This window comes from Streptomyces sp. NPDC001410, assembly GCF_042895235.1.
In the GTDB taxonomy this organism is placed as follows: Bacteria; Actinomycetota; Actinomycetes; order Streptomycetales; family Streptomycetaceae; genus Streptomyces.
The window spans coordinates 480269-503115 of record NZ_JBIAWE010000003.1; the positions used below are offsets into that span (position 1 = coordinate 480269).

At 71.9% G+C, this 22847-nt stretch carries 27 protein-coding genes; 10 read left to right on the forward strand and 17 right to left on the reverse strand.

The window, feature by feature from the left end:
* Positions 1–9 precede the first annotated feature (9 nt).
* Positions 10–930 carry a pyridoxamine 5'-phosphate oxidase family protein gene (locus ACFY3C_RS08860; RefSeq protein ID WP_390770282.1) on the reverse strand — a complete coding sequence of 307 codons (921 nt, stop codon included), beginning with the start codon at positions 928–930 and terminating at the stop codon, positions 10–12.
* Between the two features lie 116 nt (positions 931–1046).
* Between ACFY3C_RS08860 and ACFY3C_RS08865 the strand changes: the two genes are divergently transcribed.
* Positions 1047–1721 carry a CBS domain-containing protein gene (locus ACFY3C_RS08865; RefSeq protein WP_390770283.1) on the forward strand — a complete coding sequence of 225 codons (675 nt, stop codon included), beginning with the start codon at positions 1047–1049 and terminating at the stop codon, positions 1719–1721.
* A 51-nt stretch (positions 1722–1772) separates the two neighbouring features.
* Here the strand turns inward: ACFY3C_RS08865 and ACFY3C_RS08870 are convergent, their stop codons facing one another.
* Both ACFY3C_RS08870 and ACFY3C_RS08875 read right to left on the reverse strand, forming a co-directional pair.
* Positions 1773–2378, reverse strand: a complete 606-nt coding sequence (locus ACFY3C_RS08870; RefSeq protein WP_390770284.1) for a hypothetical protein — start codon at positions 2376–2378, stop codon at positions 1773–1775.
* Between the two features lie 176 nt (positions 2379–2554).
* Positions 2555–3373, reverse strand: coding sequence for a universal stress protein (locus ACFY3C_RS08875; RefSeq protein ID WP_386577336.1), 819 nt, complete (start codon positions 3371–3373; stop codon positions 2555–2557).
* Between the two features lie 179 nt (positions 3374–3552).
* Here ACFY3C_RS08875 and ACFY3C_RS08880 point away from each other — a divergent pair, with 179 nt between their 5' ends.
* The 7 genes from ACFY3C_RS08880 (at position 3553) to ACFY3C_RS08910 (ending at position 8234) form a co-directional block, all read left to right on the forward strand.
* Positions 3553–4422 (forward strand): universal stress protein, encoded by an 870-nt coding sequence (locus tag ACFY3C_RS08880; RefSeq protein WP_390770285.1) that lies wholly within the window; start codon positions 3553–3555, stop codon positions 4420–4422.
* 106 nt (positions 4423–4528) lie between these two features.
* Positions 4529–6004 (forward strand): AAA family ATPase, encoded by a 1476-nt coding sequence (locus ACFY3C_RS08885; RefSeq protein WP_386577462.1) that lies wholly within the window; start codon positions 4529–4531, stop codon positions 6002–6004.
* Between the two features lie 113 nt (positions 6005–6117).
* On the forward strand, positions 6118–6405 hold the full coding sequence (locus ACFY3C_RS08890; protein ID WP_386577334.1) for a hypothetical protein: 288 nt from the start codon (positions 6118–6120) through the stop codon (positions 6403–6405).
* A 106-nt stretch (positions 6406–6511) separates the two neighbouring features.
* Positions 6512–6718 carry a hypothetical protein gene (locus tag ACFY3C_RS08895; protein WP_390770286.1) on the forward strand — a complete coding sequence of 69 codons (207 nt, stop codon included), beginning with the start codon at positions 6512–6514 and terminating at the stop codon, positions 6716–6718.
* 5 nt (positions 6719–6723) lie between these two features.
* Entirely contained in the window at positions 6724–7062 is a 339-nt protein-coding gene (locus ACFY3C_RS08900; RefSeq protein WP_390770287.1) for an ArsR/SmtB family transcription factor, read from the forward strand.
* A 116-nt stretch (positions 7063–7178) separates the two neighbouring features.
* Positions 7179–7532 (forward strand): ATP-binding protein, encoded by a 354-nt coding sequence (locus tag ACFY3C_RS08905; protein WP_390770363.1) that lies wholly within the window; start codon positions 7179–7181, stop codon positions 7530–7532.
* Between the two features lie 180 nt (positions 7533–7712).
* Complete coding sequence (locus tag ACFY3C_RS08910) at positions 7713–8234, forward strand: hypothetical protein (RefSeq protein WP_390770288.1); 522 nt, start codon at positions 7713–7715, stop codon at positions 8232–8234.
* On the opposite strand, the gene ACFY3C_RS08915 is transcribed toward ACFY3C_RS08910, so the two are convergent.
* The 14 genes from ACFY3C_RS08915 to ACFY3C_RS08980 all read right to left on the reverse strand — a co-directional run bounded on the left by ACFY3C_RS08915 (position 8213) and on the right by ACFY3C_RS08980 (position 20542).
* Positions 8213–9694: an NADH-quinone oxidoreductase subunit C gene (locus tag ACFY3C_RS08915; RefSeq protein WP_390770289.1), complete on the reverse strand. Its 1482-nt coding sequence runs from the start codon at positions 9692–9694 to the stop codon at positions 8213–8215. The genes ACFY3C_RS08910 and ACFY3C_RS08915 overlap by 22 nt on opposite strands.
* A 4-nt stretch (positions 9695–9698) precedes the next feature.
* Positions 9699–11297, reverse strand: coding sequence for a proton-conducting transporter membrane subunit (locus ACFY3C_RS08920; RefSeq protein ID WP_390770290.1), 1599 nt, complete (start codon positions 11295–11297; stop codon positions 9699–9701).
* Positions 11297–11989 carry a hypothetical protein gene (locus ACFY3C_RS08925; protein WP_390770291.1) on the reverse strand — a complete coding sequence of 231 codons (693 nt, stop codon included), beginning with the start codon at positions 11987–11989 and terminating at the stop codon, positions 11297–11299. The genes ACFY3C_RS08920 and ACFY3C_RS08925 overlap by 1 nt, the downstream gene beginning before the upstream one ends.
* The gene (locus ACFY3C_RS08930; protein ID WP_386577326.1) at positions 11986–12945 is read right to left on the reverse strand and encodes a respiratory chain complex I subunit 1 family protein; all 960 of its coding nucleotides are present in this window, start codon (positions 12943–12945) and stop codon (positions 11986–11988) included. Before ACFY3C_RS08930 ends, ACFY3C_RS08925 begins: the two co-directional genes overlap by 4 nt.
* 10 nt (positions 12946–12955) lie before the next feature.
* A complete protein-coding gene (locus ACFY3C_RS08935; RefSeq protein ID WP_390770292.1) occupies positions 12956–14989 on the reverse strand; it encodes a proton-conducting transporter membrane subunit in 2034 nt (677 codons plus the stop codon).
* A complete protein-coding gene (locus ACFY3C_RS08940) occupies positions 14986–15468 on the reverse strand; it encodes an NADH-quinone oxidoreductase subunit B family protein (RefSeq protein ID WP_386577324.1) in 483 nt (160 codons plus the stop codon). The genes ACFY3C_RS08935 and ACFY3C_RS08940 overlap by 4 nt, the downstream gene beginning before the upstream one ends.
* 187 nt (positions 15469–15655) lie before the next feature.
* Positions 15656–16006 (reverse strand): ArsR/SmtB family transcription factor, encoded by a 351-nt coding sequence (locus ACFY3C_RS08945; RefSeq protein WP_389173704.1) that lies wholly within the window; start codon positions 16004–16006, stop codon positions 15656–15658.
* A gap of 192 nt (positions 16007–16198) precedes the next feature.
* Positions 16199–16609 (reverse strand): STAS domain-containing protein, encoded by a 411-nt coding sequence (locus tag ACFY3C_RS08950; RefSeq protein ID WP_386577322.1) that lies wholly within the window; start codon positions 16607–16609, stop codon positions 16199–16201.
* Positions 16610–16657: 48 nt separating this feature from the next.
* Positions 16658–17089 (reverse strand): ATP-binding protein, encoded by a 432-nt coding sequence (locus ACFY3C_RS08955; protein WP_386577321.1) that lies wholly within the window; start codon positions 17087–17089, stop codon positions 16658–16660.
* Complete coding sequence (locus ACFY3C_RS08960; protein ID WP_390770293.1) at positions 17089–17496, reverse strand: pyridoxamine 5'-phosphate oxidase family protein; 408 nt, start codon at positions 17494–17496, stop codon at positions 17089–17091. Before ACFY3C_RS08960 ends, ACFY3C_RS08955 begins: the two co-directional genes overlap by 1 nt.
* On the reverse strand, positions 17493–19217 hold the full coding sequence (locus ACFY3C_RS08965) for a SulP family inorganic anion transporter (protein ID WP_390770294.1): 1725 nt from the start codon (positions 19215–19217) through the stop codon (positions 17493–17495). The genes ACFY3C_RS08960 and ACFY3C_RS08965 overlap by 4 nt, the downstream gene beginning before the upstream one ends.
* Positions 19214–19555: an ArsR/SmtB family transcription factor gene (locus ACFY3C_RS08970; protein WP_390770295.1), complete on the reverse strand. Its 342-nt coding sequence runs from the start codon at positions 19553–19555 to the stop codon at positions 19214–19216. Before ACFY3C_RS08970 ends, ACFY3C_RS08965 begins: the two co-directional genes overlap by 4 nt.
* 167 nt (positions 19556–19722) lie before the next feature.
* On the reverse strand, positions 19723–20082 hold the full coding sequence (locus ACFY3C_RS08975; RefSeq protein WP_386577317.1) for a zinc ribbon domain-containing protein YjdM: 360 nt from the start codon (positions 20080–20082) through the stop codon (positions 19723–19725).
* Positions 20083–20143: 61 nt separating this feature from the next.
* Positions 20144–20542, reverse strand: a complete 399-nt coding sequence (locus tag ACFY3C_RS08980; RefSeq protein ID WP_386577316.1) for a hypothetical protein — start codon at positions 20540–20542, stop codon at positions 20144–20146.
* Between the two features lie 159 nt (positions 20543–20701).
* On the opposite strand from ACFY3C_RS08980, the gene ACFY3C_RS08985 reads away from it, so the two are divergent.
* Positions 20702–21406: a response regulator transcription factor gene (locus ACFY3C_RS08985; protein ID WP_386577314.1), complete on the forward strand. Its 705-nt coding sequence runs from the start codon at positions 20702–20704 to the stop codon at positions 21404–21406.
* Complete coding sequence (locus ACFY3C_RS08990; protein WP_390770296.1) at positions 21403–22749, forward strand: sensor histidine kinase; 1347 nt, start codon at positions 21403–21405, stop codon at positions 22747–22749. The genes ACFY3C_RS08985 and ACFY3C_RS08990 overlap by 4 nt, the downstream gene beginning before the upstream one ends.
* Positions 22750–22847 lie beyond the last annotated feature (98 nt).

The following is a 22847-nucleotide window of genomic DNA, read 5'->3' on the forward strand; positions in this document are numbered from 1 at the left end:
GCTCCGTGTCTACTGGTCGGCCGGAGTGATGCGACGGCCCGTGAGGCTCGTGGGGCGGATCGACACCCAGATCGCGCGTTCGCCGCCGGCCCATGGCGTGCTGTGGGCGAGTTGGACGAGCCTGCGCACGGCCTCCGGCTCGGTCACGATGCTTGCACGGCCGACGGCGAGCACGCTCCAGCCCTGGCTCAGAGCCTCGTCCACGTGGTCGACCTCGAAGGCGACCTCCGTTTCCGCGGCCGCTGCGGCCATGGAGTCGGGCGCGGTCCGGAAGACGATGGCGTCATCGACGACGTCGTAGTTGACCGGGACGACCGCCGGGCGGCCGTCGGACGCCGACACCGCGACGCGCCCGATGCCGTGCGTGGAGAGCAGAGCGCGGCATTCGTCGGGGCTGAGGTCCCGCAGTTGAGGGTGCAGGAGTGCGTAGCCCTGGCCCGGCGGGAGATCCATGCCGCCGCCGAGCAGTGCCGTGGCCGAAGTACCCAGCGCGTCGGCCAGCCTGAGGAGAGCCGGCATCGTGGGGTCGGCGGGCTGTTCCTCCAGGTATGACAGGTAGCGGGGCGACATGCGCGCGCGGCGGGCCGCTTCCTCCAGGCTGAGTCCCCGTCTGCGGCGTTCGGTGCCCACGCGCCGGCCGATGTCGCCGGGGTTGCGCGTCCCGGTCGGAGCGCCGGCCACGGACACAGACTCTGCCCCGGCCGTGCCCGGCCATGTCTCATGGGTGGTCCCGGGCTGTTCGTGCTCGAGATGGTGAATGTGCGCGTCGGGCCCGGGGAAGACAAGCGTCACCTCGTCCGTGTCCGACCAGCGCACGTCGTACGGAGGGGTTCCGTCCGCGTGGTGGAGCCCGACGATCTCGCCGTCGCGCTTGGCGCCGCCGGTTGTCGGACTTTCGATGACGAGTTGGTCGCCGAGGTGAGCTCGCATGATCGCCGCCCTCTGCTCAGAATGGTGCTGTATTCCAACCTGCCACGCGGGACGCACCGCCGCACGGGACGAGACCCGGTACCCACGAGGCGGGCTGCCCGTCTCAGGGAGGCGACATGCACCACCGAACGGTCGAGGAGCTCATGACCCGGGACGTCGTCCGGGCACGGCGTGACACGCCGTTCAAGGAGCTGGTCAGGCTACTGACGGACAACGACGTCACGGCAGTGCCCGTGGTGGACGACCTGGAGCGTCCCATCGGTGTGGTGTCCGAGGCCGACCTGCTCCGCAAGAGCGCCGACCAGGCCGATCCGTCGGGCAGGGTCCCGGTCCCGAACCTGGAGGCCTGGGAGCGGGCCAAGGCCGAAGGGGCCCGCGCCGAGGAACTGATGTCGGCTCCCGCGGTGTGCGCACGTCCGGAGTGGAACGTGGTCGAGGCCGCTCGGCTCATGGAGGCACAGCACGTCAAGCGGCTGCCCGTGGTGGACGAGGCGGACCGGCTCCTGGGCATCGTCAGCCGTGGTGATCTGCTGCGCATCTTCCTGCGCCGTGACGACGCCATCCGCGAGGAGATCACTCAGGAGTTGCTGCGGCGCACGATGGGGCTCGATCCCTCGGCGGTGACGGTCGAGGTCCACGACGGGCGGGTCGACCTCGGCGGCTCCGTGGAGTTCCGGAGCCTGATCCCGGTCATCGAGCAGCTGTGCCGTGGTGTCGACGGCGTTGTCTCGGTCGCCTGCCACATCGCGTACCGGACGGACGATGCCGGGCGTTTCCCCACCACTTCCTGAGTCCGCAGGGTCTCGGACGGGCCGTCCGGCGGGGTCACGGGTGCCCGTCGGTCAGCGGCGGAAGCGCCCGGACCACAGCGGTTCCACCAGGTCCCACTCGGCCTCCCACTGCGCGTACCTTCTCCGGTCCAGCGCCAGGCGCGTGGCTGCCCGTGCCGCGTGCGCCCCGAGGGCCACACCGAGTGCCGCCATACCGGCCACGAACCAGCCGTTGGCCTGCGCGCCGGCCGTGTTCATAGGCGGAGTGGTGACGGTCCCGTCCCGGTCCACCCACACCCGCACGGCGGCGCCCTTGGGCGTGCCTGCTTTCACGAGGGCCGTTCCCGTTCGCACGGTGCCGTTCCGCTCGGTCCAGCGGATCGGCGCCGGTCGCTTCGACACCAGGCCGTCGCCCAGCACGTCGGACGTCAGTCGGGCGGTGACCTCGTGTCGTGCCGCGGCCTGGGCATGCACGGTGCGCATGGATGACTCGTACGCCGTCAGCCCCGCGCTGAGCGCGGCCACCGGCAGCCCGAGGACGAGTACGAGCATCAGCACACGGCGGAACCAGGATTCGTACCTGTCGGACGTACGCCTGAGCGGGTTGGCCTCGCGTGGCACGTCCCCCTTGTGCGGCCGGGGCGGACCGGATGCGGACGGCGAACCGTGTGTGCTCATGATGCGGCCTCCAGCACGTCGCTGGTCCGATTCCCCTGCCTCGATTCCCCCGCCTTGTCCACCATCGGACAACGGCCGCCTCGGTCACAGGGCCGAAAGTCCCTGCCGACCGGCGTCCGGTCCCAAAGGGGGGCGGTCGGCACGGGCCCTCTCAGCCGCTGGCCGTCATCCGGCCCTCATCTGTGGGGTACGACCGCGGTGGGACACGGGGCGTGATGCAGGAGCGCATGATTGATCAGGCCCAGTTGCAGGCCCTGACGCACACGTCGCGGGCGGGCACCGATGACCAGAAGATCCGCCTCCGACGCCGCTTCCAGCAGTGCCTGTCGTGCCGGTGCCTCGATCAGCCGCCGCTCGACCAGGGTGTCGGCGTACCGCGCCGCCGGCCCACGCAGGGCGTCGTCGAGCACCTGAGCCGGTGGCCGGAGGTGCGCCTCCAGAGGCCACGACGGGGCCTGAGGTGTACTGAAAGTGCCCGGTGGCGCGACCCAGGCGTGCACCGCCACCAGCCGGCAGCGCCGCGCCTGGGCCTCGCGGAACGCGAACTCCAGGGCCGTGCCGCTGTTCTGCTCGTCCTCGATGCCGACGACGATGTTCCCGAACCGCGCCTCCCGGTGAGCCGCGTCGCCGCGGACCACGACGACCGGGCAGTCGGCTCGCGCGGCCACGGCGAGGCTGACCGAGCCCAGAAGCATGTCGGCGAGATCTCCGAGCCCTCTGGACCCGAGCACCAGAGCGAAGGCGTTGCGCCCCCTGTCGATCAGGGCGGAGGGCGCGTCTTCACGCGACACCTCGCTCGACAGCCGCACCGTGGGGGCGCCCCGCCTCGCCCGTTCCGAGGCTGCGGTGAGAAGGTCCGACGCCTCGTGGCTCCCGGGGGCCGCGTGCAGGATGAGGAGCGGTACCCCGTGCCGGACCGCCTCGTCGGCCGCCCAGTCGACCGCCTCCAGGCTCGCCTCGGATCCGTCGACGCCGACCACCACGGGAATCGTCACCGTGTCTCCTCTCGTGGGGATTCCACGCCTCCACAGGTCCACATGCGTCTCGGAGGGGATCGGGGTGATCCTCGAATGAGAGAAGCACCGCGATCGGCATCCAGGTGGTGTCCGAGCCGGCCACCGGATCGGACGTCTACCGGTCATTTCCAGCTTCTTACGAGACGGAGGCCGCCGCCATGCAACCAGCCGTCACCGTGGGCCTCGACGGTTCACCCGAGAGCCTTGCCGCTGCCCGCTGGGCCGCCGACGAGGCCGAGAAGCGCAGGCTGCCCCTGCGCTTGCTGCACGCGTGGCCGCTGCTGGCCCCTGAACCGGCCCGCGTCCCCGCGGAAGTCGATCAGAACTACTGGGCGAAGCGCCTCGTCCACACCGCGCGAGCGGAGCTCCAGGCGCGCCACCCGGGCCTGTCCATCGTCGGGAACCTGGTTGCCGACGACGCCCAGAGCGCCTTGCTCCAGGCCGCGTCGGAGTCGGAGATGACGGTGCTGGGCTCGCGTGGGCTGGAGCCCGTCGAGAGCTACTTCCTGGGTGACATCAGCATGCCCGTCGTGGCACGGGCGGAGCGGCCGGTGGTGCTGGTCCGTGCCGAACCCGCGGAGCAAGGAATGCCCCCGGCACCCGCGAGCCGGGTGGTCGTGGCCCTGAAACTGCACGGATCCTCCGACACCCTGCTCGACTTCGCCTTCCACACCGCTGCGGCCAGGGGCCTTCCTCTCCTGGCGGTCCACGGCAGCAGCGTGCCGCTCCATGCACGGGTGCCCTGGGGCGTGGACCACGAGGTCACCGAGGAGATCACCCGGGATGCGTACAGGCAGCTGAGCGAGGCGCTCCACCTGTGGCGGGGGAAGTACCCGCGGGTGGATGTGAGCGAGAGCGTCCGTCTGGCAAGCCCCGCCAAGGCCGTCGTACAGGCCGCCGAGGGCGCCGCGCTGCTGGTTGTGGGCCGTCGCCGGCATCGCCATGGTCTGGTGCCGCACCTGGGGCCCGTGGCGCAGGCCGCCGTTCATCACGGGCGCTGCCCCGTCGCGGTCGTCCCTCATGACTGAGCCCGGCCCCGGCGGGACATCGGCGCGGCCGGTGCCTGGGGCCACCGATGCGTCCGTCCTCCGGTCCGGTGCGGGGCACGGTGGTGAGCCGCTGCCACGCGCTGAGGTGTTCGAGACCCACACCGCGATCGTGTTCTTCGCCTGCGACCGCGCCTACAAGGTCAAGAAACCCGTCGATCTGGAGTTCTTGGACTACACCACAGTGGCGGCTCGCCGGGCCGCCTGCGAGCGCGAAGTCGCTCTCAACCGCCGCTTCGCCCCCGACGTCTACCTGGGTCTGGGCGAGTTCAGCAGCCCGGACGCGGAGGCCCCCGAACCCCTGGTGGTGATGCGCCGCATGCCGGCGGACCGTCGTCTCTCCCACCTGGTACGTGAAGGAGCCGCCGTCGACGACGTCCTGCGGGCCGTCGCCCGACACCTTGCCGCCTGGCACGCGGACGCGCCCCGTGGCGGCGAAGTGAACGAACAGGGCACGCGGGATGCGCTCTCGGCCCGATGGGAGGCTGGCTTCGCGCAGGTCCGCGCACTCGCCGCCGAGGGTTTCGTCCCGGACCAGGTGACCGAGGTCGAGCGGCTGGTCCGCCGCTACCTCGCCGGCCGCAAGCGGCTCTTCGACTCCCGTATCGAGCAGGGGCGGGTGGTCGACGGCCACGGCGACCTCCTCGCCGAGGACATCTTCTGCCTCGACGACGGCCCCCGCGTCCTCGACTGCCTGGAGTTCGACGACCGTCTCCGCTACGTCGACGGCCTGGACGACGCCGCCTTCCTCGCCATGGACCTGGAACAGCTCGGCGCCCCGGAGGAAGCCGCGTACTTCCTCGCCCAGTACGGCGAGTACTCCGGCGATCCCGCGCCCTCTTCCCTGAGGCACCACTACGTCGCCTACCGGGCGTTCGTCCGCGCCAAGGTCTCCCTGATCCAGGCCCGGCAGGGCGCGCCCGGCGCGGAGGCGGCGTCGCGGCGGCTGGCCTCGACGGCACTGCGCCACCTGCGCACCTCTGCCGTCTCGCTCACCCTCGTCGGCGGACTGCCCGGCAGCGGGAAGTCGACCCTCTCCGGAGCGCTGGCCGACCGGCTGGGGGTCACCCTGCTCAGCAGCGACCGCCTCCGCAAGGAGCTGGCCGGCATCCCCGCGGAACAGTCCGCCGCGGCCGCCTACGGCGAGGGCCTCTACACGCCGGAGTGGACGGCCAAGACCTACGCCGCCCTCCTCGGCCGCGCAGCCGCACTGATGTCCTGCGGCGAGTCCGTCGTCCTGGACGCCACCTGGTCCGATGCGGGACAGCGCGAGGCGGCCCTGCGCGTGGCCGAACGCACCAGTGCCGACCTGGTGGCCCTGCACTGCCATGCGCCGGACGACGTGTCGACCGCCCGCCTGGCCACGCGCGCCGTCGGCCCGTCCGACGCCGGCCCCGACATCGCCGCCGCCATGGCGGCCAGGGAACCACCATGGCCCGAGGCCGTCGCGGTCGACACCAGCGGCTCCTTGGAGTCCGCGGTCGCCCGGGCCCTCGCAGCCGTACGCCCATGGGGCGCCGGCCAGGCCCCGGTGTTCCGTCGCCCCTACATGGAGCCGGACTGAGCTGCCCGTGGCGCACGTTCGGGCGTGGCTTCCGCCTCCTCCGGCAGCGGAAGCGCTGAAACGTTCCGAAGGGGGAGACTGGAAGGGCCCAGGTCGGTGGGGCGGTGGTCGCAATGACGCAGCAATACCTCGTCGGAGAGGCGTCCGTGCTCCTCGCGCAGCTCCAGGCGTCCGGCGCTGATTCACCGGCTGTACGCGAACTCGCGCAGCTGCGCCGTGAAGCGGAGACCGGGCCGGTCAGCAGTCTGGGGTCGGTGGCACTACGGGCTCTGGAACTGACCGACGATCTGTGCCAGGACTCGCTGCAGCGGGGCGATGTTCCCGGCTTCCTCCGCCAGTGCGCCGGCGGTGCCGAGCTGCGCGAGTTCTGCCTCTGCGCGCAGCTTCTTGCCGATGCGTGACCTCTGCGACTTCAACGGCCCGGTCCCGTAAGGTCTGTCGCGGCCTTCCTTCGCCCTACAATTCAATTGAAGAGTTCTTCAATTGGTTAGTTGCCATGGTTTCTAAGTGAGAGACCGTCCGGAGGTCGCAGTGAACGAAGTCGCCGAGGCGCTCCCGGCGCGGGTACGCGCCGCGCGGGCCCGGCTGGCGGCCGCCCTGAGCACCGAGGACGCCTACGACGTCGCGGTGGCCCAGGACGAGCTGGACGACGCGGTACGACTGGCACGTCGGCATGGGCTCGACGTCGAGGCAACAGGGGCGGACGAGAGGTGATCGGGATGCCGGTTCCGCTGTATGAGGCGAAGGCCGAGTTCTTCCGGATGCTCGGCCACCCGGTACGCATCCGCGTACTTGAGCTGCTGCAGGACGGCCCCAAGCCGGTGCGCGAGCTGCTGGCCGCGATCGAGGTCGAGCCGTCGAACCTGTCCCAGCAGCTCGCCGTGCTGCGCCGCTCGGGCATCGTGACCGCGACGCGCACCGGTTCGACGGTGGTGTACGAGCTGGCCGGGGGCGATGTGGCCGAGCTGCTCGCCGCCGCACGGCGGATCCTGGCCAACCTGCTGATCGGCCGGCAGGACATGCTGGACGAGCTGCGCGCGGCGGAGGCGACGCGTTGACCGGCGGCGGGTTCCGGGTGCCGTGGCGGCGTGCCAGGCAGCCGGCCGCAGCGATCGAGCATGTGCCTCCCGTGGTGCAACGGCACATCGCCTCGTTCGGATTGGGGCCCGAGGCGGTGCGGCGAGCCCGGGAAGCGGTGACTGAGTACCTCCCCGCGGCCGGCGTCTCACCTGGGTCCGCGTTCGCGGATGCAGTGCTGTTGGTGACCAGCGAGCTGGTCACCAACGTGCTGCGGCACGCTCCTCGGTCGCCGGTGATGGACGTGGGGATCACGGTCGCTGCCGGGCAACTGGTCGTCAGCGTCGCGGACGCCGAGCCGAGGCTGCCGGATCTCAGCGACGAGGCCATGGGAGCGGGGTTGCGGATGGTGGCCGAACTGGCCGCCGACTACGACGGCGACGTCAGCGCGGAGCCCGCCGTCGACCATGACGGCAAGGTCGTCCTCGTGCGGTTCGGCATGCCGTCGTAGATGCGAAAAGGGCCGACCGGCCCTGAAGTCGGCCCGGCCGGACCAGGACCCGGCTCCGTCCGGCCGGGGAAGATCAGCTGTCCGGGCGGGCGGCTGCGCCCTGTCTCCGCCCCTCTCGAATGACCGTTCCTCGGAGCGGCCCACTGCCGGTGGATGGGCGCGGAGAAAGGATTGCCTGAAGTGATCGCTGTTGTGGGACACCCTGACCTCACCGCGCCCACTCTGGCGATGCTGGAGGAGGAGCTGCGCCGGCGTCTGGCCGAGTTCGCGCTGGCGGGCAAGGCAGGGTTGGTGCGTGTCGGGCAGGGGCTGCCGGTCGCCTTCGGAAGGGCTGCCCGCGCCGCGGGACTGGCGCTGGTGACCGTCCTGCCCTCCAGGAACGGCGTGCCCGACGTACTGGAGTCGTGCGATCGCAGGGCAGCTGGAGAACTGTTGTTGCTCTCGGAGCAGGTGCGGCTGCTGGAGTACGACCCGACCGACCGCGGTGCCTGTGTGGTCGCGGACGAGAGTCTGCTGCGCTCGTGCGCCCGGCTGCTGGCGGTGTGGGACGGCTCCCCGACCGACGGCCGGGACGCGACAGCCCATCTCGTGGCCTTCGCCCGCAGCAGCGGCATGGACGTCGAGGTCCTGTGGCCCGAAGGAGCCGGCCGCATGACACGGGACGAGAACGCCCTGACGCGTCACAGGTCGTTGCCCGCGTAGGAGAGGTTGAAGCTCTTGTTGGTCAGCGGGAAGTCCGGGACGATCGTGTCCGCCAACGCGACCGGCAGGGCCGGCCAGTTGAAGAACGACGGGTCGACCGGCTTGACCCGGGCAAGGGTGGCGTCGGGGGCGAGTTCGACACGGGTGGCGATGGTGCCGCGCCAGCCCTCCACCAGGCCCACGCCCGTGCCGGGGCCCGCGCCGGGTGGCGGCTGGGCCGCGACCATCGCCCTGGGGGCAGCCAGTCCGTCGGCGAACTCCTCGATCAGGGCGAAAGAGGTCTCGATTTCCTCGGCGCGGACGAGGAAGCGGGCCAGGACGTCGCCGCTGTCGTGGACGGGCACGTCGAACTGCGCACCGTATCCGGTGAACGGATGCGCCACGCGGGCGTCGTCGGCGATGCCGCTGGCGCGGGCGACGTAGCCGAGGCAGCCGATCTCCCTGGCCGCGCCGGCGTGCAGAATGGCCGTTCCGGTGAAGCGGTCGCGGACGGTGGAGTGGCCGAGGGCGAGGTCGGCGATCTCTCCGACGTCCTCGCGGATCGCCTTCAGCCGGGCCGGATCGGGCAGCGCGCGCAGGGCCGCGCCGCCGGGAACGACGCCTCCGCGCAGCAGCCGGTGCCCGGTGACTTCCTTGTTGAGGCGCAGGAGTTGCTCGCGTACCCGCTGGGCATGGGCGTTGAGGATGCCGTGTCCGACATCGTTGCAGAGCATGCCGAGGTCGGCGACGTGATTGTGGATCCGCTCCAGCTCCAGGAGGAGAGCGCGGGCGCGCTGCGCCCGAGCCGGGACCCCGGTGCCGGTGGCCTCCTCCACGGCCAGGCAGTAGGCCAGGGCATGGCCAACGGCCGTGTCGCCGCTGATGCGTTCGGCGAGCGGGAGGCCCGCGGCCGCCGAGCGTCCCTGGAACAGCTTTTCCACGCCTCGGTGGACGAACCAGAGGCGGGCCTTGAGTTTGAGGATGGTCTCGCCGACGACGGAGAAGCGGAAGTGGCCGGGTTCGATCAGGCCGGCGTGCACGGGCCCGACGGGGATCTCGTACACACCCTCGCCCTCGACCTCCAGGAAGGGGTACGGGCCTTCCTGTTCGCCGAACTGCGGCGGTGGTCCGGCGTCGGGGTGCATGGGGTACCAGCCGCGCGGCCAGTGAAAGTGACGGACGAGACGGCGGGGCTGGGGGTGGCCGAGGGGGACGATGCCGAACAGGTCGCGCATCTCGCGCTCGAACCGGCCGGCGGGGAAGGACAGATGGGCGAGTGTGGGCACTTCCGGTCTGTCGGTGTCGAGGCGGACGTGCAGTTCGGTGCGGGTGTCGGGCGGGCCGGCCACGAACAGGTACACCACGCGCGGTCCGGCCTCGTCGAGGTGGGCGGCCACCAGCGCGAGACGGTGCCCGTCGGCCAGCAGCCGCTCGGCCCGCTGCGGCAGTTCGGTGACGTCGACTTCGTGGGTGGTGCGCATCGCTTCAGCCTCCGATCGCCTGGGCGGCGGCGTGCAGCAGGTCGGTGAGCGGTCCGAGGGTCACGCCGAGGACGGCGCAGGCGATCAGGCCCAGAGCGAGCGGCCAGACGGCGGTACCCTCCGGGCCTTCGGGCGGGGCCGACGCCGGGCCGAGCAGCATCCGGGCGGTGCGCAGGGCGAGCGCGGCGAAGGCCACGAGGACGAGCAGCAGGGCCGCCGCCGTGACCCAGGAGAGCCCGCTGCCGGCGAGGAAACCGGCGCGGACGATGCCGAGTTCGGAGGCGAAGAGGCTGAACGGCGGGAACGCCATCAGCGCTACCACCGCGAACCCGAACATGCCCGCCAGAGAGGGTGCGCAGGCGAGCAGCCCCCGCACACGGCCGATCTTCGCGGTGCCGGTCAGCTGGAGGATCCGGCCGGAGGCACAGAAGGCGACCGACTTGGCGAGCCCGTGGCCTGCGATGTGCAGCAGGGCAGCAGACAGAGCCAGCGGGCTGCCGATCGCCGCGGCCAGGGCGATCAGGCTCATGTGCTCCATGCTGGAGTAGGCCAGCATCCGCTTGTAGTCGCGCTGGGCGAGCAGCAGTCCGGCGGCGAGGGCAAGGGTGAGCAGGGCGATCCCGGCGAGCAGGACGCGGGTGAAGTCCGGGCCGAGGGCGGCGTCGGCGATGACCCGGTAGCGCAGGATCGCGGCGAAGGCGACGGAGAGCAGTACCCCGGACATCAGCGCGGAGACCGGCGCGGGCGCCTGGCTGTGGGCGTCCGGCAGCCAGGCGTGGAGCGGGATCAGGCCGGCCTTGGCGCCGAAGCCGAGGACGATGAGGGTGATGCCGAGCCGGGTGACCGCCGGGTCCAGGCGGTCGGCGTGCGCGCCGAGGGTGGGCCAGTCGAGCGCCCATGCCTCGGCGATGCCGGCCTGCCGGGCGGCGTAGTAGATCAGGACGGTGCCGAGGAAGGCGAGCGCGATCCCGGCCGAGCAGATCACCACGTATTTCCAGGCCGCCTCCACCGACGTTCGAGTACGGCGGTGGCCTACGAGGAAGGCCGTGACGATGGTGGTGGCCTCGACAGCGACCCAGAGCACGCCGAGGTTCGCGGTGACGACGGCCAGGCCCATCGCGCCCAGGAACGCCTGGACCAGGACGTGGTAGCGCCACACCGTCTGATCCGTCGCACGCCCGGCGACGCGCTCGCCTCTCAGATACGCGGGGGCGGAGCCGCAGGCGATCAGCGCGACGGCGCCGACCACCAGCAGCATCCACACGGTCAGCGCGTCCGCGCGCAGCAGGCCCGAGTACGCCCGCCGAGCCCCGCCGTCGACCACGTCTTTCGCCAGCAGGCTCCCGCACGTGAGGATCACTGCGGGGGAGACGAGCCCGACCCAGTCCGGCCAATGCCGCTTGGGCACCTCGCCCGGCTCGGGCGCCTCCGCCGTCAGGACGGAGCCCCGTGCGGACACTCGCTGCCGGGCCTCGGACGGCACTGCGGCGCGGGCTGCTGCGGTCGAGCGGGTGCGCAGTGCGGCAAGTGCATACGCGCCGGCCACCGCCAACGGGACGGCGGCGGGCGCGGTGAGCAGCAGGGCGGAAGCAGTAGGGCTCATCAGTCGTGCAGCTCCCGCAGGTCGTCGATGTCGGTGGTGCCGAACGCCTCCCGCATCCTGGTGGTGAGGATCTGCAGCACCAGCACCGCCAGCAGTACGTCGAAGGAGACGCCGAGCTCGACGATCAGCGGCACCCCGGAGGTGGCGAGGAACGCGGTGGCGGTGATGCCGTTGTCCAGCAGCAGGAAGCCGACCACCTGAGCCAGCGCGCGCCTGCGCGTGACGAGGACGAAGAAACCGATCAGGACGACGGCGAGGCCGACCGGCAGGGCGCGGGTGGCGGGGGTCGGGTTCAACTCGGTCAGGGGGCGGGCCACCGCATAGGCCAGCAGCGTCAGCAGCGCGGCGGTCAACAGGGATGCGGCCACGTTGACGAGGGGCTGCGTCTCCCGTGTCTCCGCTCCCTCGTCACCGTACCGCTGCCTGTCCCTGCTGAGCGCGGCCAGGGCTCGCCGCATCAGATACGGCAGGACGCCGGCCCTGAGGGCCCCGATGCCGAGACCCACGGCGACCAGGTCCCAGCGTTCCTCGTGCGCGCCGAGCAGGACGGCGATCGCCGCCAGAGCGAAGCCCTGCAGCGCGAAGACGCGAACGATCGAGGCCAGCTCGCGCCGCCACAGCACGATCACGGCCGCGAGCAGGAAGGCACCGCAGGCAAGGTCGAGGAGCTGGGTGTACAGGTCGCTGCTCATGACGCTCCGCTCAGGAAGTAGGAGGCGGTCACCGCGAGCAGCGCCAGCAGGAAGGACCCGGCGAGCAGTTCGGGCACCCTGAACAGCCGGACCTTGGCCCAGAACACCTCGGCCGCCGCGAGCACCGCGCCCAGCAGACAGACCTTCGCCGCGAACAGCACCAGCGCGACGGCGAGGGCCGCCCAGGAGGCGCCGGTGGCGATGCCCCAGGGCACGACCAGGGAGGACAGCAGGCCGAGCAGCAGGGTCAGCCGCATCTGGGCGCCGAGTTCGACCAGAGCCAGGTCGGGTCCCGCGTACTCCAGCACCATCGCCTCATGAATCATGGTCAGTTCAAGATGGGTGGAGGGGTTGTCCACCGGGATCCGCCCGGTCTCCGCGAGCACCGCCACCGCGAGCGCGGCCGTGGCCAGCAGCCCGGCCGGGGAGGCAAGGCGGGCCGGTTCGTGGGCCGCGCCGGAGACGATCGCCGGGATGTTGGTCGTTCCGGCCGGTATCGACAGGGCGAACACCGACAGCAGGATGGTCGGCTCCACCAGCGCGGCCACCGTCATCTCCCGGGAGGCGCCCATCCCGCCGAACGCGGTACCGGTGTCCAGGCCGGCCAGCGCGAGCGCCAGGGTGCCCAGGGCGATCAGCGCCACCACCAGGATGAGGTCCGCGTGGGAGCTGACCGGGGTGACGGTGGACAGCAGCGGCACGAGGGCGGCGGCCACGACGGTGGTGGCGACCAGCAGCGCGGGGGCCGTACGGAAGGCGGGCCCGGTCCCCACCGGAGTGATGGGCTCCTTGCGCAGCAGCTTGCGGGCGTCCCGCCAGGGCTGGAGCACCCCGGCCCCGGCCCGGCCCTCCAGGCGGGCCCGTACCTGCCGCATCCACCCCGTCACCAGGGGCGCCCCGGCTCCGACCACGACGATCTGGCCGGCCACGGCCGCGTATTCGACAGCGGTACTCATCTGTTCGCTCTCACCAGCCCACCGTCAACGCCAAGAGCAGGACGACCAGGCCGACGAAGCCGTAGCCGAGATAGAGATGGACGCTGCCGCCCGCCAGCCGCCGGGCCGCCTGCCCGGCTCTGTCCAGCGCCCGCAACACCGGTTCGTACAGCCGGTGTTCGAACCGGTCGGGCACCCGGTGCTGGAAGCGCACCCGCTCCACCAGATACGTCGACTCCCGCACCGGCGTGACGTCCACGTCCTGCTCGGGTGCGAGGACGTCGTCGAAGACCCGCTGCAGCGGTTCCGCGAACGAGGTCGCCGTATAGGCCATGCGCGGGGTCGGCGCCCCGCCGCCGCAGTCCCACAACCGGGCGTTCGCCCGGCGCCGACGGCGTGCGTACAGCCGGGGCAGCCCGACGGCCAGGGTGAGTGCCGCAGTGAGAGCGGCGACGACCCACACCGGGGACAGCGACGCGGAGATGTCGGCGAGCCGCACCCGCACCCCGCCGCCCGACACCGCGCCGGTGCCCGGAAGCCCGACCGCGCTCACCGCCCGGTCCAGGCCGTCGCCCAGCAGCCCCGGCACCAGCGCGAGCGCCCCGCACGCGGCGGCGAGCAACCCCATCCCGGCGATCATCAGCGGTGGTGCCTCCCGCGCGGCGGCCGCCTGTGAGCTGCGCGGCCGGGCGAAGAAGCCGACCCCGAGCGCCTTCACGAAGACGGCCGCGGCGATACCGGCCGACAGCGCGATCAGCGCCACCGACAGGGGCAGGACGACCGCCACCGCGACGCCCGGTACCTGGAGTCCGTGGATCAGGGACTGCAGCAGCAGCCACTCACTGATGAACCCGTTGCCCGGTGGCAGTGCCACTGCGCCGAGAGCGGCCACGGTGAACAGTGCGGCGGTGACGGGCATCCGGGGGCGCAGACCGCCAAGGCGGTCGAGGTCCCTGAGGCCGGTGGCCCGCAGCACCGACCCGGCCGCGCAGAACAACAGGGCCTTGAACGCCGCGTGGTTGACCACGTGCAGCAGCGCAGCCGCCAGAGCCAGCGCGGCCAGCGGCCGGTTGCCGTGGGCGGCGAACAGCCCGGACGCCCCGACGCCGATCAGCACCAGGCCCATGTTCTCGCTCGTCGAGTACGCCAGCAGCCGCTTCAGGTCGGAGGCCATCGCCGCCTGGAGGATCCCGTACACGGCACTGGCCCCGCCGACCGTCATCACGCCCAGCCACCACCACGCCGGACCGCCGCCGAGCAGGTCGAGGCCCGTGCGGACGAGGCCGTAGACGCCGAGGTTGACCATGGCGGCGCTCATCAGCGCCGAGACCGGGCTGGGTGCTTCGGGATGGGCCCTGGGCAGCCAGGCGTGCAGCGGCACCGCACCCGCCTTGGACGTGAACGCCGCCGCAACCAGCACGAACACGAGCCCGCGCACCGTCGGCGACACGGTGTGCGCACCCGCCCGCAGTGCGGCGAAGGTCTCGCCGCCGGCCTGCGCGGCGAACAGCGCGAGCCCAGCGAGCAGCAGCACCAGGCCGAGATGCGTCATCACCGCGTACCAGACGCCCGCCTGCCGTACCGGGGCCCGCTCGCGGTGTTCAGCGAGGACCAGCAACAGCGAGCCGAGCGCCATCAACTCCCAGAGCACCAGGAATGTGGACACCGACGCGGCCAACGGCACCAGCACCAGGGTGAGTGTGAACAGCGGCAGCACCGCCTGCGCCGTACGCGAGCCGAGCCCGTGCGGACCGTGCCCGGCCGCGTAGCCGATGCCGTACACCGCGACCGCGACCACGACGGCCCCCGCCACCGCCATGAAGAGGCCCGCCAGCGCATCCACCGCCACATGCGTCCCGGCCAGCGGAAGCAACCGCGGGAAGGAGGCTGCCCAGCGGCTGCCTCCCAGTGCAGCCACGCCCGCCGTACCACCACTGACCCCCACGCCTGCCGTCAGCACTCCCACGACCGGCACGCGCAGCCGGTACGACAGCCCGAACCCGGCCAGCGCCCCCGCGCCGCCCAGCCCGGTGGCCGTCGCGAGGGCGGCCGGAATCACGCTCACCGCCCGGTCACCCTCCTGAGTGCCGCCACGATCGCTTCCGGCTCGGGTGGGCACCCCGGTACGGCCAGATCCACCGGTACGACGTCGGCGACCGCGCCTTCGACGCCGTACCCGTCGGCGAACTCCCCGCAGTCGATGGCGCAGTCTCCCACCGCCACCACCAGCCGCGGCTCGCCCATCGCCGCCACGGTGCGGCGCAGCGGCTCGGCCATGTTCCGGGTCACCGGCCCGGTCACCAGCGCCACGTCCGCGTGCCGGGGCGATGCCACCAAGCGTGCCCCGTACCGCTCGGCGTCGTACATCGGGTTGAACGACGCGGCGATCTCGATCTCGCAGCCGTTGCAGGAGCCCGCGTCCACGCAGCGCACCTGCACCGAGCCGCCGAACTCCCGTGCCTTCTCCGGCACGTCGCCCTGGGGGAGTGGCGGCGCGGGCTCAGCCACCCGCCCGGTCTCGCGGATCTTGCGCAACAGGCCCATGAACCCTCTCCCCGAAACGGTGAGGACGTGTCTGCAGGTGGCCAACGGACCGCCCGCGAGTGGAGTTACTGCGCTTCCTGTACTGCCTGGGCTTGCGGAATATCACCGCAGGTGAAGGCGATCGCCTCTCGGTGCGCAGAGCGCGCTGTCCAATTCCCGGGAGGCGATCGCCGTCCGACGGCCGTCGCTACGACGGCGGCTTCCCCTCCGACTGGGCCGCCTGCAGGTCGGCGAGCAGCTCCGCCTGGCCCGCCAGCACGCCCGACAGGATCGTGCGCGCCACCCGCAGCAGTTCCGCCACTTCCGGGGTGGCCAGCGAGTAGTACACGTTCGACCCCTCCTTGCGGGTCCGCACCAGGTTCGCTCGCCGCAGCACGGCCAGCTGCTGCGAGAGATGCGCAGGCTCGATGCCCACCTCGGGGAGCATCTCGGCGACCGCGTGCTCGCGCTCGCTCAGCAGCTCCAGGACGCGGATGCGGGCCGGGTGGCCGAGGGTTTTGAAGAACTCGGCCTTCAGTTGGTACAGCGGCGTACTCACCGTGCCGTCCCCTCCCCGGTACAGCAGCACGGCCCCACCGGCCGGGCCTCGGCGCATCGCATCCACCCACTCATCACGAACATGCGGCTCATCCTCGCGTGCGGCAACTGCCGGGCCGAATCCAGCGGTGACGACCTCAGGAATTGCCAAGATTAGCAATTGGTGAGGTCGTGAGGGGGCTTTACGCGAGGATCACTCCGCCTGATCTCCGGTCGGCCATCCTGTGGTGCGCCACTCTTGGCGCCCCTCCGCCTCTTCCCCGTCCTCTGTGCCGTGTGCGGCAAGCGCGGCGGCCAGATCGGCGTGGACCGGGATGGGCGGGCAGTCCCCGCTGGGGACGAGGGACCCGTCGGCGGGTATGGCGGCCAGCTCCAGGCTGCGGCCGGCATCGGCGAGGCGGCGGGCGGCCTCGGTGATGGCCAGCTGGCCTTCGGCGGACCAGCTGCGCAGCTCGGTCAGGTCGACGACGACCGGTCCGGTGCCGCGGGCGACGACCCAGCCGACGGCGCCGCCGAAACGACGTACCGCTTCCGGGCCCAGGTAGCCGGCGACGGACAGGATGCCGAGGTTGTCCTCGACGGTGTAGCGCCAGTCGATTGTCATGCTGGTGAACTTCCTTGCGCGGGTTGCCGGTCGGGTCTGCCGTCTGGTTCAGAGAGGGAGGGTGATCCAGATGCTCTTGCCACCGCCGTCGGCGTCGCCGCGGACCACCGCTGTTCCGCCCAGGGCGAGCGTGAGTTCCATGACGGTGGCCAGGCCGCTTGTCCTGGTGCCGGTGTCGGTGACCGTCCCGTACAGCGGTGGCTGGTAGGGGTGGCGGTCATGGACGGCGAGGGCCAGGCAGTCCGGGCCCGCCGCGTAGATCACGGTCACGGTCGGGGAGAGGACCGCGGCGTGCCGGACGCTGTTGGTGACCAGCTCGGCGAGTATCAGCAGGGCTGGATCCACCGTCGGGTGACGCAGCCCGATGCCCCACTCGACCAGGGCCTGCTCGGCCGTCTCGCGGGCTGTGCGTACGGCGGACGGTTCGGTGGGCAGTGTGAGCACATGCCGGTGGGGCAGGGTTTCGAGCTGCGTGGACATCACGCCTCCGCGCGGGCGAGGCGGAAACCGGTGACGGTCTTGGGGTGCAGGCGCAGCAGGGTGTCGTGCGGGCCGTGGGTCCAACCCGCGAGGGTGCGCCGGTAGTGGGCGGCCTCGTCGGGGTCGGTGATCACCTCGGCCGGTCCGGAGACGGTGACCGTCCAGCCGGTGCCGGTCACGGCGCGGATGTCGTCGACGTGGTACGTCGCCGTCGCCGGAACCGCCGCGGCCGGGGCAGGCGTACGGACGACCAGGCGGCCGTACTCCCACACGTGCCGGGCGGGCCGCATCACCGTCAGATCCCGTTGCGCGTACACCAGCCGACCCAGCGTGCTGCCCTCCAGCAGCCAGAGGGCCTCCGCGCCGGAGACCTCGACCATACGAAGCGAGGCGGGGGAAGTGCTCATCGCAGGGCTTTCTCGTCGGAGGTTCGGTGCATCTGGGCGGGAAGGACGGGCAGGACTCCGGCCGTCTCCAGATGGTCGCGGGCGGCGCGGATGGCCTCGGGGGTGGTGGCGTACTCCCGGCCCTCGTGGCGCAGCAGTTCAAGGGCGCCGACGGATTCGAGGACCTGGCGCTGGCCTTCGCGTATGCCGGAGGCGAGGACGACGATGCCGCGCCGCCGCAGCTTCTCCACCGCGTCCTTCAGGACGAGGGCGCCGGTGGCGTCCATCGTCGACACCCGTGACATGCGCAGGATCACGACGCGTACGTCGGCGACCTCGGTCAGTTCCAGCAGGAAGCGGTGGGCGGCGGCGAAGAACAGGGGGCCGTCGATGCGGTACGCCACGATGTGCTCGGCGAGCAGCGCGTGTTCCTCGGCGCTGTGGTCGCCCCGGTCGAGGGGCATCTGGTCCAGGCGGGCCTGCTTGGCCACGGCGCGCAGGGCGAGGGCGCCGGCGACGACCAGGCCGATGATGACGGCGTAGACGAGGTCGAGGGCGAGGGTCGCGACCGCGGTCAGCACGAGTATCACGGCGTCGGAGCGCGTGGCCTTGGCCATCGCCTTCAGTGAGCCGACCTCGACCATGCGGATGGCGGTGGCCAGCAGGACGCCGGCGAGGGCGGCCAGCGGGATCTTCGAGACGAGGGGTGCCGCGGCGAAGACGACCATGGCGAGGATGGCGGCGTGGGTGAGGGCGGCGAGCCGGGAGCTTGCGCCCGTGCGGACGTTGACCGCGGTGCGGGCGATCGCGCCGGTGGCCGGTACGCCGCCGAACAGCGGGGCGGCGATGTTCGCGAGGCCCTGGCCGAACAGCTCCCGGTCCGGGTCGTGCTTCTGCCCGACCGTCATGCCGTCCGCGACCGAGGCGGACAGCAGGGACTCCAGGGCGGCGAGCGCGGCGACCGCCACGGCGGGGGCGAGCAGGGAGCCGAGCGGGCCGAGGTCGAGGAAGGACAGCGACGGTGCGGGCAGTCCCGACGGCAGGTCGCCGATCGGCTTGGCCGCGCCCAGGTGGGGCAGCTGTGCCACGATCGTCGCCGCGATCACGGCGACGATCGAGAACGGCACGGTCGGCCGCCACCGGGCGCCGAGCAACACGATCGCGGCCACGGCGACCGCGAAGCCGGCCGCCGTCCAGTTCGGATTCTTCGCGAACTCCTCGACGGCCCGCCAGGTGACGACGAGCACGCGGTCGCCCTCGGGCTTGGGTACGCCGAGCGCGTTCGGGATCTGCTGCAGACCGATCACGCAGGCGATGCCGAGAGTGAAGCCCTCGACCACGGGCGCGGGCACGTACTGCATGTACTTTCCGGCCCTGAGCACGGCCAGGCCGACGAGCATGACGCCCGCCATCAGCCCGACGGTGAGCACACCGGTGGGCCCGTACTGGCCCACGATCGGCACCAGGACGACCGTCATGGCGCCGGTCGGGCCGGACACCTGCAGATTGGACCCGCCGAACACTGCGGCGAGCGCTCCCGCGACCACCGCGGTGGCCAGGCCCGCCTCGGCGCCGAGCCCGGAGGAGACACCGAAGCCGAGTGCGAGGGGCAGCGCGACGATTGCCACGGTGAGGCCGGCGAGCAGGTCCCGGCGCGGGTCGCGCCGGATCTCCGCGAGGTCGGAGCGACCGGGCAGCAGCGACACGATCCAGGCCCACACCTGGCTGAATGCCCTGGTCATCGCGCGACACCCTCGGCTTCCCGCAGCTCGGCCAGCAGCTCGTTCCGCCCCGCGAGCATCTCGGTCAGGATCCGCCGAGCAGCCTTCATCAGGTCGGCGACGTCGCCACCCGCGAGTTCGTAGACGACGGTCGAGCCCTCGCGGGTGGAGCCGACGATCCCCGAGCGGCGCAGCACCGCCAGCTGCTGGGACAGGCTGGAAGGCTCCACCTCTATTGCGGCCAGCAGGTCCCGCACCGGCATCGGCCCGTCCTGCAACAGCTCCAGCACCCGGATCCGTACGGGATGCCCCAGCATCCGGAAGAACTCGGCCTTCGCCTGATACAGCGGAACCGACACGACCCCTCGACTTCCATACAAGGCCCACCCGGGGCAGACGCGAAAGGCTGTGCCTGCGGCTACCTGCAGGCACAGCCAACACAGCATCTAACCAATTGCGAAATTTTGCAATTCAGCATCCTGCTGCACCCCGGACAACCCGTCCACGGAGGGGGGTGCCTGCGGGGTCAGGCCTTCTTGACCACGCTCGACTTGAGCTGCATCGCTCCAAAACCGTCGACCTTGCAGTCGATGTCATGACCGTCGACTCCGTCGACCAGCCGGATGTTGCGCACCTTGGTCCCGGCCTTGATCCCCGAGGGGCTGCCCTTGACCTTGAGCGCCTTCACGACCACCACGGAGTCGCCGTCCTGCAGCACATTGCCGACGGCGTCCTTGACGACACGCTCTCCGGCGGCCTCGCCACCCTCGGTGGCGGCCTCGGCGGGAACCCATTCGTGGCCACACTCGGGGCACACCACCAGGGCGTTCATCTCGTACGTGTACTCACAGGAGCACTTCGGGCAGGGGGGAAGATTCTCGTTCACCCCACCAGCGTATCCGGGCCTGCACCTCGAACGTTTCCCTCGGCCGGGCTGCCCCGGCCCCTCAGCTGGGCTCCGGGAGATGACCGAGGTGCTTGATGACGCGCTCACGCAGCAGGAGGTACTCCTCCCAGCGGCGGGGCAGAGGGCCCGGCGGGCGCTCGACGACACGGGCAGCGGTGATGCTCTGGCCGTCCTCGAACTGCTCGCGCGTCAGGTCGAGTTCAACACCGTTGGGCAGCCTGTTCCACCAGTGGAAGCCGTACTGGGTCCCGTCGAGATGCACCTCGCCGACCATGAGGTCGCCGCCGAAGACGTCGTTGACGATCAAGGCTGTGATGTCGCAGTGCCCCCAGGCCGGGTTGCCTGGCTGCCAGTCCGCCTGGTTGTCGGGCGAGCAGGTGTCGGCGGCCCAGCTGGTTCGCAGGGCCTTGTCAAGATCAAGCAGGTTCCAGGGGATCATTCCGGCAGCATCGCAGCCACCACTGACATGTCCGCAACGAGGTGGTTCGAGCAGCTCAGCCCAGGGACGAACGGCCCTGCCATCGGATCCGGCGGGCGGAGCAGGCTGGATGTGGGGTACGGACAAATGACCTCACCGCCGAGGAGACGGGTGGCAGGCATGAGTACCGAGGCTACGGGGGTGGCCGAGGAGACGCGGGTGCTGGTCGTCGAGGACGACCGGGGCATCGCGGAATCCCTGGTGCGTGGTCTGCGGCAGGCCGGCTACGCGGCCGAGGGCGTCCGGACCGGGCGGGCGGCGCTGTCGGCACCCACCCCCGATGTCGTGCTGCTCGATCTGGGGCTGCCCGACATCGACGGCGTCGAGGTGTGCCGCAGGCTGCGGGCGCGGTCGGACGCCGCGATCATCGCCGTCACCGCGCGGAGCGAGGAGGCGGACCGGGTGGTGGCCCTGGACGAGGGAGCCGACGACTACCTGGTCAAACCGTTCGGGCTGGCAGAGCTGCTCGCGCGGATCCGGGCCGTGCTGCGCCGCAGGCGCCCGGCGGAGCCGGAGACCGCACGGCACGGCCCGCTGACCCTCGACCTGCGCACCCGGCAGGTCTCGGTCGACGGCCGCCCGGTCGCGCTGACGCCGAAGGAGTTCGGCATCCTGGAATGCCTGGCCGCCGACCCCGGCCGGGTGCTGAGCCGGCAGCAGATCCTGGAGCGAGCCTGGGACGCCCACTGGTACGGCCCCACCAAGGTGGTGGACGTGCACATCGCGGCGCTGCGCCGCAAGCTCGCCGTGCCGGGGCTGATCGAGACCGTCTACGGGCACGGGTTCCGGCTCGGTGCGGGCCAGGAGTCCCGGGAGCGGCCGTGACCCGCCGGATCACCTGGACGCTCCTGGTCCTCACCTCCGTACTGCTGGTGCTGGCGGTCGTACCGCTCGCGGTGTCGATGACGGCCCGCGAGCGCGTCGCCTTCCGCGACAGCCAGCGGGCGGCCACCCGGGTGATCGCCGCGGCGGCCGAGGAACACCTCTCCGACCGCAAGCCCGCCACCACGATGCGCCAGGAGCTGGCTGCCGCGGCCCGCGCGGGGGACTGCGCAGCCGTGTACGACGCATCCGCGCGCCTGGTCGCCGCTACACCCTGTACGGCGGCGCAGGGCGAGGAGGCGGAGGAACTGGTGGAGCGGGTGCTGGCCGGGCAGGAGCCAGAACCACCGGAGAACGAGGGCCGACTGCTGACCGCGGAACCGGCCGGTGAGGTCCGCGCACCCTCCGGCGCGGTCGTCCTCGCCCGCTCCGCAGCCCCGCTCAACGCCCGGATCGCAGCGATCTGGGGCTGGTCCGCCGCGATCGGCGCGGCGGGCCTTGCCGCTTCCGTGCTGCTGTCCGTCCGCCTCGCCCGCTGGGTGAGCCGACCCGTGTCGAGGCTCGATGCCGCTGCCCGGCGGCTGGGCGAGGGCGCCCTCGACGAGCGGGCCGAGGTCGGCGGCGGACCGCCGGAGGTACGCCGGCTTGCGGCCACCTTCAACACCATGGCGGCCCGCACCGAGGCCCTCGTGCATGGTCACCGGGCCGTGCTCGCCGACGTGTCCCACCAGCTGCGAACCCCGCTGGCGGCGCTGCGGCTGCGGCTCGACGTCCTCGCCGCCGGGGCGGAGGACGACACCGCCACCGAGCTGGCCGCCGCGCAGGAGGAGATCGCCCGGCTGTCCCGGCTGGTCGACGGGCTGCTCGCGGTCGCGCGCGCCGAGCAGGCCACGCCCCGGCCGGTCGCCGTCCGGGTCGACGAGGTGGTGGCCGAGCGGGTGGCGGCCTGGTCGCCGGTGGCCGAGGAACGCGGCGTACGGCTGACCGCCTCGGCCGGGCCTGCCCTGTCCGCCGCGCTCGGCGCGGGCCACCTGGAGCAGATCCTCGACAACCTGATCGCCAACGCCGTGGACGCCGTGCCGGAGGGCGGGAACGTGACGCTCGGCCACCGGGCGACCGACGGACTGGTCCGAGTGCGCGTGCAGGACGACGGCCCCGGGATGAGCGCCCGGGCCAAGGCGGTCGCCTTCCGCCGGTTCGGCAATCCGGAGGCCAGGGGCACCGGTCTGGGGCTCGCCATCGTGCACCGGCTGGTCACCTCCAACGGCGGTACGGCCCGGCTGGAGGACACCCCGGGCGGCGGGCTGACCGTCGTACTGGACCTGCCGCCGTGGCCGGAGGACTGACTCGGGCCGGCGCCCCGGTGCCCCGAGATCTTTACCAGTCCTGAAAGAGACGTGAGCGAGTTCCTGGGTGCCGCGGTCACAGCCTGGAAGTGCACGCA